This window comes from Streptomyces tibetensis (genome assembly GCF_040647715.1).
Lineage (GTDB): Bacteria > Actinomycetota > Actinomycetes > Streptomycetales > Streptomycetaceae > Streptomyces > Streptomyces tibetensis_A.
This window is the reverse complement of the sequence record NZ_JBEZCR010000010.1, coordinates 226,207-243,436: the sequence shown is the minus strand read 5'-3', so window position 1 is coordinate 243,436 and position 17,230 is coordinate 226,207. Positions and strand designations below refer to the sequence as shown.

The window sequence follows — 17,230 nt, the reverse complement described above, 5'->3', positions numbered from 1 at the left end:
GCACGCCCGGGGGTCAGGAGGAGCGGTGGAGTACAACCTTGCCGACCTGTTCGAGTCGGTCGTCGACGTCGTCCCCGGCCGTGAGGCGCTGGTGTACGCCGACCATCCCGGCACGGGTGCCGAGCGCCGCCTGACGTACGCCGAGCTGGACGCCGCGGCCAACCGCGTCGGCCACCATCTGCTCGACAGCGGGATACGCCCCGGTGAACACCTCGGGCTCCACCTCTACAACGGCGTGGAGTACCTGCAGACGGTGCTGGGGTGCCTGAAGGCACGGATCGTGCCGGTCAACGTCAACTACCGCTATGTGGAAGAGGAGTTGGTCTACCTCTATCGGGACGCGGACCTGGTGGCGCTGGTCTTCGACGCCGAGTTCACGGACCGGGTGGCGGCGGCACGACCGCGGGCGGAGAAGCTGCGGCATCTGATCCGGGTGGGTGCTCCGGGGCCGGGGGCCGCACAGGTGCCCTGCGTGGAGTTCGCACAGGCGCAGGCGGCCGGGTCGCCCGAGCGCGGCTTCCCGGCCCGTTCCGCCGATGACCAGTTCATCATCTACACCGGTGGCACGACCGGGATGCCCAAGGGCGTGATGTGGCGGCAGGAGGACCTGTTCTTCGCGGGCCTCGGCGGGGGCGCCCCGACCGGGGAGCCGGTGAAGAAGCCGGAGGAGCTCGCCGAGCGGGTCGCGGCCGGCGGTGCGGGTATCACGTTCTTCCCGACGCCTCCGCTGATGCACGGCACCTCCACCCTCACGGCGTTCATCGGCTTCAACTTCGGGCAACGGGTGGTGATCCACCGCAAGTTCGTACCCGAGGAGGTGCTGCGGACCGTGGAGAAGGAGCGGGTCAGCAGCATCTCGCTGGTGGGGGACGCCATGCTGCGGCCGCTGATCGACGCGCTGAACGGGCCGCTGCGGCACATCGACCGCTCGTCCCTGTTCAGTGTGTCGTCGTCCGGCGCGATCATGTCGGACACGGTGCGCCGGCAGTTCCGGGAGCTGGTGCCCAACGCCATGCTGCTGAACAACTTCGGTTCGTCGGAGTCGGGCTTCAACGGGACGGCGACCGAGGACTCCGGCCCGGAGCGGGGCTTCCGGGTGCGGGTCAACGCCCGCACCCAGGTGGTCGACCCGGGCACCCACACGCCGGTGGCTCCCGGCGAGGTGGGCCGGATCGCCCAGTGCGGACATGTGCCGCTCGGCTACTACAACGACCCGGTCAAGACCGCCGCGACGTTCTTCACCAGGGACGGTGAGCGGTGGGTGCTGCTCGGTGACATGGCCACCGTCGACGAGGAGGGCGTGGTCACCGTCCTGGGCCGGGGCTCGCAGTGCATCAACACCGGCGGCGAGAAGGTGTACCCGGAGGAGGTCGAGCAGGCCCTCAAGTCCCATCCGGACGTCTACGACGCGCTGGTGGCCGGGGTGCCGGATCCCCAGTGGGGCCACCATGTGGCGGCGGTGGTGCAACTGCGCGCAGGCGCCGCGCGGCCGTCCCTGGAGGACATCCGGGTCCATTGCCGCGACCGGCTCGCCGGGTACAAGATCCCTCGCCAGCTGGTGATCACCGAGTCGATACGGCGGTCGCCGAGCGGCAAGGCGGACTACCGGTGGGCGCGGGAGGTGGCGGTGACGGCCGACGGGTGATTCTCCGGCCGGGACATTGAACCTATGGTGACGTGCGGACGTACTGGTGGTGGCAGACAGGCCCATGCGGGCTCTGTTCGGCATGCCATCGCAAGACCGCACGGAAGGACCACCGGGTGTCGCTCTTCACTCGCTCCCGTCAGCTTTCGGACGACCCGGCCGAGGGCGGGACGAAACCCGCTGAAGAGACCGGCACGGCGGATGCCGTGGAGGCCGAGGGCGGGGCGGAACGGGACGAAGACACCGGCACGGCGGATGCCGTGGAGGCCGAGGGCGGGGCGGAACGGGACGAAGACACCGGCACGGCGGATCCGGTGGACGGCACCGCCACCGACGACGCCCCCGGGGACGCCGCCCCGGCGCAGGAGCCCCCTTCCGGGCGGCCCCCGGCGACGAAGCCCGGCTGGTTCGGCTGGCGGCACCGATACCCCCGTACGGCACGAGGCGTCTCCATCGGCACGACGGTGCTGGCCGGCGCCCTGGTGCTGTTCGCCCTGCTGGTGCCGAACCGTGTCGAGCGCATCGAGTTCGCCTCGTTCGTGCGCATCCCCGCCGAGGGCGTGCTGCTCGCCGGCCTGCTGCTCGCACTGCCGCCGAAGCCCCGGCGGATCACGGCGGTCGTCACGGGCGTGTTCCTGGGCCTGCTCACGGTCCTGAAATTCGTCGACATGGGCTTCTACCAGATCCTGGCCCGGCCGTTCGACCTGGTGCTGGACTGGATCCTGATCCAAAACGGCACGGACTTCCTGAGGGAGACGTTCGGGCGCACCGGTCAGGTGCTCGCCGTGGCAGGGGTGATCGTCCTGCTCGTCGCGCTGCTGGTGTTCATCACCCTCGCGGTGGTGCGGCTGACGAACCTGATGGTCCGGCACCGGCCCGCGGCCGGCCGCACCATCCTGATCCTCGGCACGGCGTGGATCACCTGCATGACCCTGGGCGTACAGCTCGGCACCGTGCCGATCGCCACCAAGGGCAGCGCCGAGCTCGTGGGGAACCGGGTGGACCAGGTGCGCGCGGGGCTCGCGGACGCCCGGGTCTTCGAGAAGCAGGCCGCGGTGGACGCCTTCGCGAAGACGCCGCCCGACCAGCTGCTGACCGGACTGCGCGGCAAGGACGTCCTGTTCACGTTCATCGAGAGCTATGGCAGGGTCGCGATCGACGACCCGGCGATGGCGCAGCAGACCGACGCCGTGCTCAAGGAGGGCACCGGAAAGCTGAAGGCGGCCGGGTTCGAGTCGCGCAGCGGCTGGCTGCAGTCGCCGGTGACGGGCGCGGGCAGCTGGCTCGCCCACTCGACCTTCCTGTCCGGGCTGTGGATCAAGAACCAGCAGCGGTACCGCAGTCTCACCACGAGCGACCGCATGACGCTGACGAAGTACTTCGGGAAGACGGGAGCCTGGCGGACCGTCGGCATCGTGCCGGGTGTGCGGCGGGCCTGGCCGGAGGGCAAGTACTTCGGCCTGGACCACATCTACGACTCCGAGCACCTCGGCTACCACGGCCCGTACTTCAGCTGGACGCCCGTGCCCGACCAGTTCAGCATGGAGGCCTTCCAGCGGCTGGAGCACGGCAAGAAGGACCGCGAGCCGATCATGGCGGAGATCATCCTGGCGTCCAGCCACAACCCCTGGTCCCCCATCGCCCACATGATCGACTGGGAGGACCTCGGCGACGGCTCGGTGTTCCACCGGATCAAGAAGGAGGGCACCGACCCCGCGGAGGTCTGGAAGGACCCGGAGAAGGTGCGCGCCGAGTACCGCAAGGCCATCGAGTACTCGATCCGCAGCCTGACGGAGTGGGTCGAGCGTTACGGCGACGACGACACGGTGCTGGTCTTCCTCGGCGACCACCAGCCGGTGCCGACGGTCCTCGCCGGAGACACCGGCAAGGACGTGCCGGTGACGATCGTCGCCCACGACAAGAAGGTCCTGGACCGGGTCGCCGACTGGGGCTGGACGGACGGCCTCAAACCGGCCCCGGACGCCCCCCGGTGGGGCATGGACACCTTCCGCGACCGCTTCATGACGGCGTACGGCCCGCAGGGCTGAGGAACTCCGCCACGGCCGCGAGGAACTCCTCCGGTCGGGTCTCGTGCACGAGATGACCCGAGTCGAGGGTGATGTGCCGGGAGTCGGGGAGCAGTTCGGCGAACGCGGCGATCTGCTCCTGCGGGATCGGGCTGCTCGGCCCACCACCGATCAACAGCGTGGGCATGGTGATCCGACCCATGTGGTCCCACCACACGGGATGCGGTGCGTTGCGCTGCTCGTCGGTGGCGAGGATCATCGCCCAGTCGTACGGCAGGTCCCCACGGGGCCGTTCGGCGGGTGGGCGCGGCGGGTCCAGCGGGAAGGGCGCGGGCACGTCCTCCAGAACGAGCCGCCGCACGAGCCCCGGACTGCGCTGGGCGAGCAGGTAGGCGACGGCGCCGCCCAGCGAGTGGCCCACGACGTCGGCCCGGTCTATGCCGAGCGCGCCGAGGAGAGCGTGGATGTCGTCGCGCATGGTCTCGTACGCGTATCCACCGGGCCAGTCGCTCCGGCCGTGTCCGCGCAGGTCGGGGGCGTACACACGGCGAGGTACGGCGGTCCCGACGGCCAGCGCAGGGGCGATCGACGCCCAGTCGGCACCGTCGGCCCCGCGGGCGTGCAGCAGGACGAGAGGCTCCGCGTCCCGCGGTCCCCAGACACGGTAGGCCTGCGTGATGCCGTTCGCCTGCACGGTGTGCGCTGCGGTGTCCATGCCAGGCAGGGTAGGCGAAGAGTGCCCGGAAGCCGGTCCCGCTCTGCCGACAGCGAAGACGCGCATCCGTGGTCAGAGCGCCCGGGGCGCGCTATCCGTTTCCAAGGTGGCTCCGCAACTCGCGTTTGAGGATCTTCCCGCTGGCGTTGCGTGGGAGTTCGGCCACGAACAGCACCCGTTTCGGGGCCTTGAAGGGGGTCAGTTTCTCCCGGACGTGGGCGATCAGTTCCGCTTCCGAGACCTCGCCGCGCGGCACGACGACGGCCGTCACCGCCTCGATCCAGCGCTCGTCCGGCAGGCCCACGACCGCCGCCTCGGCGACGCCGGGGTGGGTGTACAGCGCGTCCTCGACCTGCCGTGAGGCGACGACGACCCCGCCGGAGTTGATGACGTCCTTCACCCGGTCGACGATCGTGAAGTAGCCGTGCGCGTCGCGTACCGCGAGGTCGCCGGAGCGGAACCAGCCGTCGCGGAAGGCCTCGGCCGTCTCCTCGGGCTTGTCCCAGTAGCCTTCGCACAGTTGCGGGGAGCGGTAGACGATCTCGCCGGGGGTGCCGTCGGGTACGTCCTCGCCGTTCTCGTCGACCACCCGCGCGTCGACGAACAGGACGGGCCTGCCGCAGGAATCCATACGGCCCTTGTGCTCGCCGGGCGCGAGGACCGTCGCCAGCGGGCCGATCTCGCTCTGGCCGAAGCAGTTGTAGAAGGCCAGGTCCGGCAGGCGCTCCCGCAGCCGTTCCAGTACCGGGACGGGCATGATCGACGCCCCGTAGTAGGCCTTGCGCAGGCCGCTCAGGTCGCGGGTGGCGAAGTCGGGGCGGCCGGACAGGGCGATCCAGACGGTGGGCGGTGCGAACAGGCTGTCGACGCGGCCCGCTTCGATCAGGTCGAGGAGCCGGTCGCCGTCGGGTGCGTCGAGGATGATGTTCGTCGCCCCGACGGCGAGGTAGGGCAGCAGGAAGACGTGCATCTGCGCCGAGTGGTAGAGCGGCAGGGAGTGCGCGGGGCGGTCCCCCGCGCTGAGGTCGAGGGCGGTGATCGCGCTCAGGTACTCGTGCACCAGGGCCCGGTGCGTCATCATCGCGCCCTTGGGCAGGGCGGTCGTCCCCGAGGTGTAGAGCAGTTGCACGAGGTCCTCTGCGCGCGGCTCCGGGCCGTCGTGGGCGGGTGCCCCGGGCAACCGTGCGAGTAGCGAGTCGTCGGCGTCACGCAGCGGCAACGTCCGTACGCCGCCGGGCAATTGGGCTTCCAGGTCCGGGTCGGTGAGGACCAGGGTGCTGCCGGACTGGCGGACGATGTAGGCGAGGTCGTCGCCGGTCAGGTTCTGGTTGACGGGTACGTGCACCAGACCCGCCCGGGCGCAGGCCAGGAAGGCGATCAGATAGGCGTCGGAGTTGTGGCCGTAGGCGCCGACCCGGTCCCCGGGGTTCAGCCCCTCGCCGAGCAGGACGCTCGCCGCGCGGGAGACGGCGGTGTCGAGTTCGTCGTACGTCCAGCTCCGCTCGGCGTACTCCACCGCGACGCGCGCCGGTGTGCGCCGGGCGCTGCGCCGCAGGACCGAGTCGACCGTGCTGCCCTGTCCTGCCGTCGTCATGACACATGATCCTCGGCCGACCGCACGGGGAGGTCAAGGACCCCGGCGGGCCAGGAGCCGGGGGCCGCTGATCGGCCCCGAGCAACCCCGCCGCCGCCGACGGCGTCCGCTGTCATGAAAACCGACTGACGTTCGATGCAGTTTCGTACACACGACACTCCTTTCCCTCGACGATGTTGGAGGGCACGATGCGCAGCCGTCTGAGACGACTCGTTCTCGGGGCCACGGCCCTGTTCACCGCCGCGTCCGCGTTACCCGCGGCGGCGGCCACGACCCAGCAGCGAGCAGAGCAACACCCCTCCCGCGACGGCCACTCCGCCGTCATCCGCTACACCGAGTACGGCATTCCGCACATCCTCGCGAAGAACTACACCGACCTGGGCTTCGGTACGGGCTGGGCGCAGGCCGCCGACGAGGTGTGCACGCTGGCCGACGGGTTCGTGACGCTGCGGGGCGAGCGGTCCCGGTACTTCGGCTCCGACGCGCCCGCCGGCGGCGACCTCTCGGCGGCCAGGACGAACCTCTCGAGTGACCTGTACTTCGGCGGGGTCCGCGAGAGCCGCACCGTGGAGAAGCTGCTGGCCGAGCCCGCGCCCGTGGGCCCCGGCCGGCAGGTCCGGGACATGATGCGCGGCTGGGCCGCCGGTTACAACGCCTGGCTGAAACAGCGGAAGATCACGGACCCCTCCTGCGCGGGCGCGTCCTGGGTCCGGCCGGTCTCGGAGCTGGACGTGGCGGCCCGGGGGCTGGCGATCGCCTCGATCTCCGGCGAGGGACGGTTCGTGGAGACGATCACGAGCGCGCAGCCGCCGGCCGGAGCCTCCACCGCCCCCGGTACCCCGTCCGCCCGCACGCCGGGCGGGAAGGCGGCGGCGAAGGCCGCCGCGGACGCGGCGGACGAGCTGTGGGGCGACCCCGGAATGGGCTCCAACGCGGTCGCCTTCCGCGGTGACACCACGGCGAACGGCCGTGGCCTGCTGCTGGGCAACCCGCACTACCCGTGGGACGGCGGGCGGCGGTTCTGGCAGTCGCAACAGACGATCCCGGGAGAGCTGAACGTGTCCGGCGGCTCCCTGCTCGGCACCCCGGCGATCTCCATCGGGTTCAACGCACACGTGGCGTGGAGCCACACCGTCTCCACCGGCATTCCGGCCAACTTCCACCAGCTGACGCTCGATCCGGCCGATCCCACGACCTACCTGGTGGACGGCAGGCCGGAGCGCATGGAGAAGCGGACCGTGACGGTCGCCGTGAAGGACGGCGCGCCGGTCACCCGCACCCAGTGGTGGACCCGTTACGGCCCCGTCGTCACCTCCCTCAGTCCCCAGGTCCCACTGCCGTGGACCGGGAAGACGGCGTACGCCCTCAACGACCCGAACGCCGCGAACCTGCGGTTCTCCGACACCTCGCTCGGCTTCGCCAAGGCGCGGAGCACGGCCGACGTCCTCGCCTCCCTGGACCGGCACCAGGGCATTCCCTGGGTGAACACGCTGGCCGCCGACCGCGCGGGACACTCCCTGTTCACCCAGTCCCAGGTGCTCCCCCGCATCACCGACGAGCTGGCGCAGCGCTGCTCGACGGATCTGGGCAGGGCCACGTACACGGCGTCCGGGATCGCGATCCTCGACGGCTCGCGCGGCGACTGCGCGCTCGGCAGCGACCCGGGCGCCGTCGCGCCGGGGATCTTCGGACCGTCGAGGATGCCGACGCTGAAGGACGCCCCGTACGCGGAGAACTCCAACGGCACCGCGTGGATGACCAACGCCGACCGGCCGCTCACCGGGTACGAGCGGATCTTCGGCACGGTGGGCACACAGCTCGGCCTGCGCACCCGTGGCGCGGTCGAGGACGTCGCGGCGATGGCGGAGCGCGGCGGGCTGACCGTACGCGACCTGCAGAAGCAGCAGTTCGCCAACCGGGTGCCCGCGGGCGACCTCGCCGCCGGGGACGTGGCAGGCGCCTGCGCCGCGCTGCCGGGCGGTACGGCGACGGGCAGCGACGGCAGGGCGGTCGACGTGTCGGCTGCCTGTGGGGTGCTGAAGACGTGGGACCGCACCATGGACACCGGCAGCCGCGGAGCGCTGCTCTTCGACCGGTTCTGGCGCAGGCTCGAACAGACGGTTCCGGCGGACCGGTTGTGGAAGGTGGCGTTCTCGGCGACGGACCCGGTGCGCACGCCCAACACCCTGAACACGGAGGCGGCGGGCTTCCAGGCCGCGCTGGCCGACGCGGTGGCCGAGCTGCGGGGCGCGGGCATCGCGCTCGACGCGCCGCTCGGGGCACACCAGTTCGTCGTCCGCGGCGGCGAGCGCCTGCCCGTGCCGGGCGGCGCGGGGCGGCTCGGCGTGTGGAACGTCATCGAGCCGACCTGGGACGCGGCCGGCGGGGGCTACACGGAGGTGCCGTTCGGGTCCAGTCATCTGCAGGCGGTCGGCTGGGACGGCAGCCGCTGTCCAGTGGCCCGCACGCTGCTGACGTACTCCCAGTCGTCGAACCCGAAGTCGCCGCACTTCGCCGACCAGACCCGGCTTTTCTCCGGCGAGAGGTGGGTCGCGTCGCGCTTCTGCGAGAAGGACATCTTGTCCTCGCCGAAGCTGAAGGTCGTGCGGGTGCACGAGCGCCGCTGACCCGCGTGCGGGGTGCCCTTCCCTGTGGGGCGGCACCCCGCCCCGCGCGGTGCCGTTCCCATGGGGCAGCACCCCGCGCACGGCAGGCTCGGCGGAGGTGGCTCACACCGGTCGCGTCCGGCCCTCCCAGTAGGGCTCCCGCAGCCGCCGCTTGTACAGCTTGCCGTTGGGGTCGCGGGGCATCTCGGTGATGAAGTCGATGCTCCTGGGCCGCTTGTACCCGGCGAGCCGGTGGGCGCAGTGGTCGAGGAGGTCGGCCGCGAGGGCGGGCCCGGGCCGGTGTCCGGGGGCCGGTTCCACGACCGCCTTGACCTCCTCGCCCCAGTCGTCGTGGGGGATGCCGAAGACGGCGGCATCCGCGACGGCGGGGTGGGCGAGCAGGGCCGACTCGATCTCGGCCGGGTAGATGTTGACCCCGCCGGAGATGATCAGGTCGATCTTGCGGTCGCGCAGGAAGAGGTAGCCGTCCTCGTCCAGGTGGCCCAGGTCGCCGACGGTGAAGAAGTCGCCGATGCGGTTCTTGCGGGTCTTGGCCTCGTCCTTGTGGTACGAGAAGCCGCCGGTGGTCATCTTCATGTAGACGGTGCCGAGTTCACCGGGTGGCAGCCGGTTGCCGTCGTCGTCGAAGATCGCGAGCTCGCTGATGGGCCAGGCCTTGCCGACGGTGCCGGGCTTCTTCAGCCAGTCCTCGGCGGTGGCGAAGGCGCCGCCGCCCTCACTGGCCGCGTAGTACTCCTCCACACAGGGGCCCCACCAGTCGAGCATGGCCCGCTTCACGTGGTCCGGGCAGGGGGCGGCCCCGTGGATGGCGTGCCGCATGGAGGAGACGTCGTAACGGCCCTTCACCTCGCCGGGCAGGGCCAGCAGGCGGTGGAACTGGGTCGGCACCATGTGGGTGTGGGTGCAGCGGTGGGCGTGGATGAGCCGGAGCATCTCCTGGGGTGTCCACTTGTCCATGAGGACCAGCCGGTGGCCGATGTGCAGGGACGCTCCGGCGAACTGCAGGACCGCCGTGTGGTAGAGCGGTGAGCACACCAGGTGCACGTTGTCGTCGAACGGCCGGATGCCGAAGATGCCGAGGAAACCGCCGAGGTAGGCCTCCTCCGGGGGTTTGCCGGGCAGCGGGCGGCGGATGCCCCGGGGACGGCCGGTGGTGCCCGAGGTGTAGTTCATGACCCAGCCGAGCGTGCGGTCGGCGGGCGCCGAATCGGGTTGTCCGTCGAGGAGTTCGGCGTACGGGCGGAAGCCCTCGACCGTGCCCGCGGCGTACCGGTGGGTGTCCGGCAGGCCGGCCTCGTCGGCGGCGTGGCGGGCCGCCTCGGCGAAGCGCTCGTGGGCGAGGAGCACCTTGGCGCCGGAGTCGGAGATGATCCAGGCGATCTCCGGTCCGACGAGGTGGTGGTTGACGGGGACGAGGTAGAACCCGGCCTGGCTGGCGGCGAGATAGGCGGTGAGGAACTCGACGCCGTTGGGCAGGACCACCGCGAAGGTGTCACCGCGTTCCAGTCCGGCCGCGCGCAGGCCGTGCACGAGCCGGTTCGCGGCGGCGTGCAGGCGTCCGGCCGTCCACTCCTCGCCGTCGGGCGCGACGAGTACCGTGCGGCCGGGATTCTCGGTGGCCTGGGCCCAGAAGCCCACGGGGGGTGTGCTCACGACTGTCCGCTCCTTCCGGCGATGCGGTTGACGCGGTCCACGGCCTGCTCGAAGCCGCGGGTGAGGTCGTCGAAGACCGCCTGCACGCTGCGTTCGCTGTTCATCCGGCCGACGATCTGGCCGACCGGGGTGCCGAGCAGCGGGTCGACCTCGTACTTCTGGATGCGTGAGACGGCCTCGGCGACCAGCAGTCCCTGCAGTGGCATGGGCAGGGTGCCGGGTCCGGCCGGGTCGTCCCAGGCGTCGGTCCACTCGGTGCGCAGCTGGCGGGCGGGCTTGCCGGTCAGCGCACGGGAGCGGACGGTGTCGCCGGAGCCGGCCGCGAGGAGCTTGCGGGTCAGGGCGGGCGAGTGCAGGTCCGCTTCGGTGGTGGTCAGCCACAGGGAGCCCAGCCACACGCCCTGGGCCCCGAGGGCGAGGGCGGCGGCGACCTGCCGTCCGCTGCCGATGCCACCGGCGGCCAGGACGGGCAGCGGGGCGACGGCGTCGACGACCTCCGGGGTGAGCACCATGGAGGCGATCTCGCCGGTGTGCCCGCCCGCCTCGTAGCCCTGCGCCACGACGATGTCGATCCCGGCGTCCCGGTGCTTCTCGGCGTGCCGGGCGCTGCCGGCGAGTGCGGCGACGAGCACGCCCTGGTCGCGGGCGCGGGCGATGACGTCGGGGGGCGGGGAGCCGAGGGCGTTGGCGAGGAGCCGGATCGGGTAGTCGAAGGCGACGTCCAGCTGGCTGCGGGCGACCTGCTCCATCCAGCCGGTGATGCGCCAGCCGGACGCCTCGCCCTCGGCGAGTTCGGGCACGCCGTGCTTGGCGAGGGTGTCCCGGACGAACTGCCGGTGGCCTTCGGGGATCATCGCCTCGACATCGGCTTCCGTCACGCCCTCGACCTTCTTCGCCGGCATCACGACGTCCAGCCCGTACGGCCTGCCGTCGACGTGCGCCTCGATCCAGTCCAGGTCGCGTTGGAGTTCGTCGGGGGCGGTGTAGCGGACCGCGCCGAGCACGCCGAAGCCGCCGGCCCGGCTGATGGCCGCGGCGACGGCGGGGAACGGCGTGAAGCCGAAGACGGCGTGCTCGATTCCCAGGGTCTGGCTCAGCTCCGTCTGCATGGGCGCAGGATGCCGGAGTCCTCCGGAGGACGGAAGGGCTTTTCTGATGCTCCGTCAGATTCGAAACCCGGTTGGCCCCTGCGTGCGGTCTATGGGCAGAGGTGGGCGGCGGACATACTGCATGGGACATGCGAGTCGGCAGAGGCGAAGGGGTACGCGGTGACCGACGAAGCGGCGAACGGCGAACCGACCCGGCGTCAACTGGCCAGAGCTGGTCTGGCCCTGGGTGGTGCGCTCGCCCTCGCCCCGCTGCCCGCGGGACCCGCCGAGGCCGCCCCGGCGGGCGCCGGCCGCCGTCCCACCCTGCGGCACGGCTCCGCCGTCCGCGCCGGGCTGCTCCCCTCCCATCTGCGCCGGCTCGTCACCGACGCGGAGGCGTTCCTCGGCCCCTCCCCCGAGCACCCCTGGTACGCGGGCGCCGTCCTGCTCGCCGGACGCGGCGGCACCGTCGCACTGCACCGGCCCATCGGCATGGCGGTCCGCTACCGCGCCTACGACGAGAAGACCGACACGGGCGTCGAGTTCCCGCCCGGCGAGCAGATCCCCATGGCCGAGGACACCGTCTTCGACCTGGCGTCGGTGTCGAAGCTGTTCACCTCGATCCTCGCCGTGCAGCAGATCGAGCGGGGCACACTGGAGCTGGAGGCGACGGTCGCCTCGTACCTGCCCGACTTCGCGCGCGCGGGCAAACAGGACATCACCATCCGTCAGCTCCTCACGCACACCTCGGGGTTTCGCGCCTGGATCCCCCTGTACAGCGCGCCGACCCACGAGGAGAAGCTCCAGCTCATCTGGAACGAGAAGCCGGTCAGCGCGCCGGGCACGGCGTACCTGTACTCGGACCTGAACCTCATCTCGCTGCAGCTCGTGCTGGAACGGATCACGGGCCGCACCCTGGACACCCTCCTGCGCGACGAGATCACCGGGCCGCTCGGCATGCGCCGCACCCGCTACAACCCGCCCGCGTCGTGGCGGCCGAAGATCGCGGCCACGGAGGACGCGCGCGCACCGTGGTCCGGACTCGACCGGGGCCTGGTGTGGGGCGAGGTGCACGACGAGAACGCCTTCGGTCTCGGCGGCGTCGCCGGCCATGCGGGCGTGTTCTCCGACGCCTGGGACCTCGCGGTCCTCGGCCGCACGCTGCTCAACGGCGGTGTCTACGGGCGGGCCCGGATCCTGCGGCCGGAGTCGGTGGAGCTGATGTTCACCGACTTCAACACCGCCTTCCCCGGGGACGAGCACGGCCTCGGCTTCGAGCTCTACCAGCACTGGTACATGGGCGCGATGGCCACACCGCGCACCGCCGGCCACACCGGTTTCACGGGCACCTCGCTGGTACTGGACCCGACGACCGACTCGTTCCTGATCGTCCTCGGCAACTCGGTCCATCCGGTGCGCAGTTGGCGTTCCGGGTCGGCGCCCAGGGTCGCGGCGGCGAACCACATGGCGCGGGCCGTGCCGGTCCGGCCGGCCCGGGGCCGCACGGCCTGGTTCTCCGGGATGGCCCTCTCCACGACGGCGACGCTCGCGCTGCCCGCGCTCGACACGTCCGCCGGCCGGGCGCGGCTGCGCTGCGCGCTGTGGTGGGACACCGAGCCGGCAGCCGACGTGCTGGTCCTGGAGGCCTCCGCCGACGGCGGCACGAGCTGGCAGCCCGTGCCCTTCACCACGTCCCGCCGCGGTCAGAGTCCCGAGCGGCACCCGTCGGGCTCGGTCGCCGGCTGGTCCGGCCGTGTCTGGCACCGGCTCACCGCCGACCTCCCGGCCGCGCGGGAGCTCACCCTGCGCTGGCGGTACGCGACGGACCGGCTGTACGTGGGGCGCGGCTGTTACGTGGACGGGCTGCGTGCGGAGGCCGCCGGGGACGTCCTGTTCGACGAGCGGCACCCGGCGGACGCGGCGCGCCTGACGGCGGTGGGGTGGACGCGCGAGGCCGACTGAGGCGTCACTGGGGGGTGTTCTCCAGCACCGCCATGGCGGCGTTGTGCCCCGGCACCCCGCTGACCCCGCCCCCGCGCACCGCTCCCGCCCCGCAGAGCAGCACGTTCGCGTGGCCGGTCTCCACGCCCCAGCGGCCGGTGCCGTCCTGGGCGTAGGGCCAGCTCAGCTCGCGGTGGAAGATGTTGCCGCCGGGCAGCCCGAGGTCCCGCTCCAGGTCGAGCGGGGTCCTGGCCTCGATGCACGGGCGTCCGTCCGCGTCGGTGGCCAGGCAGTCGGCGAGAGGTTCTGCCAGGTGGGCGTCGAGCTGGGCGAGGGTGGACTTCAGCAGGTCCTCGCGGACGGCGTCGTTGTCCCGCCCGAACAGGCGGGCCGGGGTGTGCAGGCCGAAGAGGGTGAGCGTCTGGTAGCCCTGCTCGGCCAGGCCGGGGCCGAGGATGGTCGGGTCGGTGAGCGAGTGGCAGTAGATCTCGGAGGGCGGAGCGGCTGGCAGGTGTCCGGCGGCGGCCTGGGCGTGGGCGGTGGCCAGTTGTTCGTAGCCCTCGGCGATGTGGAAGGTGCCGGCGAAGGCCTCGCGCGGGTCGACGGCGTTGTCGCGCAGCCGCGGCAGCCGCTTCAGCAGCATGTTCACCTTCAGCTGTGCGCCTTCGGCGGGGCCCGGGGGCGTGTCGCCGGTCAGTTCGGCGAGGGCGCGTGGTGAGGCGTTCACCAGGACGTGCCGGGCTGCGACGGTGCCTTCGCCGTCGGCCGTGCGGTACGTGACCTCGGCGGTTCGGCCGTCCGTGGCGATGCGCAGTGCCTCGTGGCCGGTGGCGAGGACGGCTCCGGCCGCGCGGGCCGCGTCGGCGAGGGCGTCGGTGAGCGCCCCCATGCCGCCGACCGGTACGTCCCAGTCTCCGGTGCCGCCGCCGATCACGTGGTAGAGGAAGCAGCGGTTCTGCTTCAGGGAGGGGTCGTGGGCGTCGGCGAAGGTGCCGATGAGGGCGTCGGTGAGGACCACACCGCGCACCAGGTCGTCGTGGAAGTGCTCCTCCACGGCGGCCCCGATCGGCTCCTCGAACAACATCCGCCAGGTCCCCTCGTCGTCGAGGCGGCGGCGCAGCTCGTCGCGTGCGGGCAGCGGCTCCGTGAGGGTCGGGAAGATCCGCTGGGCGGCGCGGCCGGTCCTGCCGTAGAACTCCTGCCAGGCCCGGTACTCGCGGTCGGAGCCGGTGAGCCGGGCGAACGCCTCCCGGGTGCGCCGCTCGCCGCCGCCGACGAGGAGTCCGGTGGGCCGGCCGTCGCGTTCGGCGGGTGTGTAGGAGGAGACGGTGCGGGTGCGGACCCGGAAGTCCAGTCCGAGGTCCCGGACGATCTTCTTCGGCAGCAGGCTGACCAGGTAGGAGTAGCGGGACAGCCGGGCGTCGACCCCTGCGAAGGGGCGGGTGGACACCGCCGCGCCGCCCGTGTGGTCCAGCCGCTCCAGGACCAGCACCGAGCGCCCGGCCCGGGCCAGGTAGGCGGCGGCGACCAGGCCGTTGTGGCCGCCGCCGACGATGACGGCGTCGTAGGTCCGGTGTGCGCGGGGTCCCTCGGGTGCGGTCATGGTTCTTGGTAACACGGGGTGATCCTGGTCGGCCAGACGGCGCCTGCCCGCTCTGCCGGGTCAGCGTCCGGCCGCGGCCCGCTGTTCGCGCAGGGCCGCCACTCTTCGGTACAGGGCCATGGCCTCGGCGCTGCGGCCGAGCTGTTCGAGGCAGTGGGCCTCGTCGTTGCGGCTGGCGAGGGTGTCGGGGTGGTCGGCGCCGAGGACGCGCTCACGGGCGCCGGCCACGCGCCGGTACTCGGTGAGCGCGTCGGCCCAGCGGCCCAGCCAGCCGAGGCCGACGGCGACCTCGCGGCGACTGACCAGGGTGTCCGGGTGGTCCGGGCCCAGGACCTGTTCGCGCAGGACGGCCACGTCACGGGATTCGGTGAGGGCCTCCTCCCAGCGGCCGAGCCGGCCGAGGTTGACGCAGCGGCCGTGGCGGGCGCGCAGCGTCTCGGGGTGAGTAGGGCCCTGGCTGCGGGTGCGGTCCGCGACCAGGCCGCGGTAGAGGTCCAGGGCTTCCGCGCCGCGGCCGAGGCGGCCCAGGCTGATGCCGATCTCGTGCCGGGCGGCGAGCGTGTCGGGATGGTCGGGGCCGAGGGCCCGGCCACGGGCCTCGGCGACGTCGCGGTAGGTCTCCAGGGCCTCGGTCCAGCGGCCCAGCTGGCCCAGTGTGTAGGCGACTTCGTAGCGGGTGACGAGGGTGTCGGGGTGGTCCGGGCCGAGCACGCGGGCGCGGGCGGCGGCCACCTCGCGGGCCATGCGGTACGCGTCCTCCAGGCGGCCGAGACGGCTGAGGTTGAAGGCGAGGTTGTGGCGGCAGCGCAGGGTGTCGGGGTGGTCGGGGCCCATGAGCTGCTCGCGGGCGGTGAGCACCGAGGTGTAGACACGGTGGGCGTCGAAGGGGCGGCCGAGCTGGCCGAGGACGTAGGCCATCTCCTGGCGGGCGGCCAGGGTGTCGGGGTGATCGGCGCCGAGGGTGCGGATCCTGGCCCCGGCGACGTGCTTGTACTCGCGCAGGGCGTCCGCGGCACGGCCGGTGCGGCTGAGGGTGAAGGCGACCTCGTACCGGCTGGAGAGGGTGTCGGGATGGTCGGGGCCGAGGAGGTGCTCGCGTTCGGCGGCGACGGCCCGGTGCACCTCGCCCGCCTCCGTCCAGCGGCCGAGCCGGCCGAGGCTCAGTCCCGCGTTGTGCCGGCCGGCCAGGGCGGTCAGGACCTCCGTGGACGGGGTGGGTCGCTGCGCGGCGACGGGTTCGGCGACGACGGGTCCGGTGGCCGGCCGTGCGATCCACTCGCCGGACAGTCCGGCCGCCGGGTCCGGTGGGGTGGTGCGCAGTCCCGTGCCGGTCGCCTTGTGGCCGGTGGTCATGCCGCGCGTCCAGGACGGCAGCCGGGGCGCGCCCGCCGCCCCGCCCGGAGCCGGGCGGGCCACCGCGCCGGCGGGTGCGTACACCGGCGCGGCCCGGTGGGCGCTGATCCGGCGGGCCAGCTCGCGGGCGTCGTCGGGACGCTGGGCGGGTTCCTTGGCGAGCAGCTCGAGGATGATCTGCTCCAGGTACTCGGGCAGCTCGGGCCGGTGCTCGCGCGGCGGGCGGGGCGGGGTGTCGCGGTGGCCGACGAGGATCGCCCAGGCGTCGCCGAGGTCGAACGGAGGAACGCCGGTGGCGATCTCGTACAGCACGCACCCGAACGAGTACAGGTCGCTGCGCTGGTCGACCTCGGTGCCGCCGATCTGCTCCGGGGACATGTAGTGCGGGGTGCCCATGGCGATGCCGGTGCCGGTCAGCCGGGAGGTGAAGCCGATGTCGTGGCCGAGGCGGGCTATGCCGAAGTCGCAGATCTTCACGGTGCCGTCGCCGAGCCGCACGATGTTCGCGGGCTTCAGGTCCCGGTGGACGATGCCCTGTTCGTGGCAGTAGGCGAGGGCGGCGGCGACCTGCTCGGCGATCTCCTCGACGTCCGCGACGGGCAGCGGGTGCTGCTTGTTGTCCTCCAGGAGCTGGCTGAGGTTGCGGCCTTCCAGCAGCTCCATCACGAGGTGGAGGACACCGTCGGACTCGCCGAAGTCGTGCACGACGGTGATGCCCCGGTGCTGCAGTGCGGCGGCCACCCGGGCCTCGCGGCGGAACCGCTCCCGCAGGACGCGGGTGAACGCGTGGTCGTGGTTCGGGCCCAGCGGTTTGAGGCACTTGACGGCGACGTGCCGGCCCAGGGACTCGTCCCGGGCCCGCCACACCTCGCCCATGCCGCCGCGCCCGATCAGATCGAGCAGCCGGTACCGGCCCTGGATGAGCCTGTTGTCCCCCATCTCGCGCGACGCTCCCCCCGGTAGCTGTCCGCCCGCCCCTCTTCC

10 protein-coding genes are annotated in these 17,230 nt (G+C 72.4%); 4 read left to right on the top strand and 6 right to left on the bottom strand.

The window, feature by feature from the left end; genetic code table 11:
- Positions 1-25 precede the first annotated feature (25 nt).
- Positions 26-1,645, top strand: coding sequence for an acyl-CoA synthetase (locus AB0B29_RS26560; protein WP_362243976.1), 1,620 nt, complete (start codon positions 26-28; stop codon positions 1,643-1,645).
- A 116-nt stretch (positions 1,646-1,761) separates the two neighbouring features.
- Positions 1,762-3,693, top strand: coding sequence for a sulfatase (locus AB0B29_RS26555; RefSeq protein WP_362243975.1), 1,932 nt, complete (start codon positions 1,762-1,764; stop codon positions 3,691-3,693).
- Here the strand turns inward: AB0B29_RS26555 and AB0B29_RS26550 are convergent.
- Both AB0B29_RS26550 and AB0B29_RS26545 read right to left on the bottom strand, forming a co-directional pair.
- Complete coding sequence (locus AB0B29_RS26550) at positions 3,665-4,387, bottom strand: alpha/beta fold hydrolase (protein ID WP_362243974.1); 723 nt, start codon at positions 4,385-4,387, stop codon at positions 3,665-3,667. The genes AB0B29_RS26555 and AB0B29_RS26550 overlap by 29 nt on opposite strands.
- A gap of 91 nt (positions 4,388-4,478) precedes the next feature.
- Complete coding sequence (locus AB0B29_RS26545; protein WP_362243973.1) at positions 4,479-5,981, bottom strand: acyl-CoA synthetase; 1,503 nt, start codon at positions 5,979-5,981, stop codon at positions 4,479-4,481.
- Positions 5,982-6,169: 188 nt separating this feature from the next.
- Here AB0B29_RS26545 and AB0B29_RS26540 point away from each other — a divergent pair, with 188 nt between their 5' ends.
- A complete protein-coding gene (locus tag AB0B29_RS26540) occupies positions 6,170-8,608 on the top strand; it encodes a penicillin acylase family protein (RefSeq protein ID WP_362243972.1) in 2,439 nt (812 codons plus the stop codon).
- 102 nt (positions 8,609-8,710) lie between these two features.
- Here AB0B29_RS26540 and AB0B29_RS26535 read toward each other — a convergent pair whose 3' ends face one another.
- Entirely contained in the window at positions 8,711-10,261 is a 1,551-nt protein-coding gene (locus AB0B29_RS26535) for an acyl-CoA synthetase (protein ID WP_362243971.1), read from the bottom strand.
- Complete coding sequence (locus AB0B29_RS26530; protein WP_362243970.1) at positions 10,258-11,370, bottom strand: NAD(P)H-dependent flavin oxidoreductase; 1,113 nt, start codon at positions 11,368-11,370, stop codon at positions 10,258-10,260. Before AB0B29_RS26530 ends, AB0B29_RS26535 begins: the two co-directional genes overlap by 4 nt.
- Before the next feature lie 159 nt (positions 11,371-11,529).
- On the opposite strand from AB0B29_RS26530, the gene AB0B29_RS26525 reads away from it, so the two are divergent.
- The gene (locus tag AB0B29_RS26525; RefSeq protein ID WP_362243969.1) at positions 11,530-13,311 is read left to right on the top strand and encodes a serine hydrolase; all 1,782 of its coding nucleotides are present in this window, start codon (positions 11,530-11,532) and stop codon (positions 13,309-13,311) included.
- Between the two features lie 4 nt (positions 13,312-13,315).
- Here the strand turns inward: AB0B29_RS26525 and AB0B29_RS26520 are convergent, their stop codons facing one another.
- Both AB0B29_RS26520 and AB0B29_RS26515 read right to left on the bottom strand, forming a co-directional pair.
- Positions 13,316-14,893 carry a phytoene desaturase family protein gene (locus tag AB0B29_RS26520; RefSeq protein ID WP_362243968.1) on the bottom strand — a complete coding sequence of 526 codons (1,578 nt, stop codon included), beginning with the start codon at positions 14,891-14,893 and terminating at the stop codon, positions 13,316-13,318.
- A gap of 60 nt (positions 14,894-14,953) precedes the next feature.
- On the bottom strand, positions 14,954-17,185 hold the full coding sequence (locus AB0B29_RS26515; protein ID WP_362243967.1) for a serine/threonine-protein kinase: 2,232 nt from the start codon (positions 17,183-17,185) through the stop codon (positions 14,954-14,956).
- Positions 17,186-17,230: the final 45 nt, after the last annotated feature.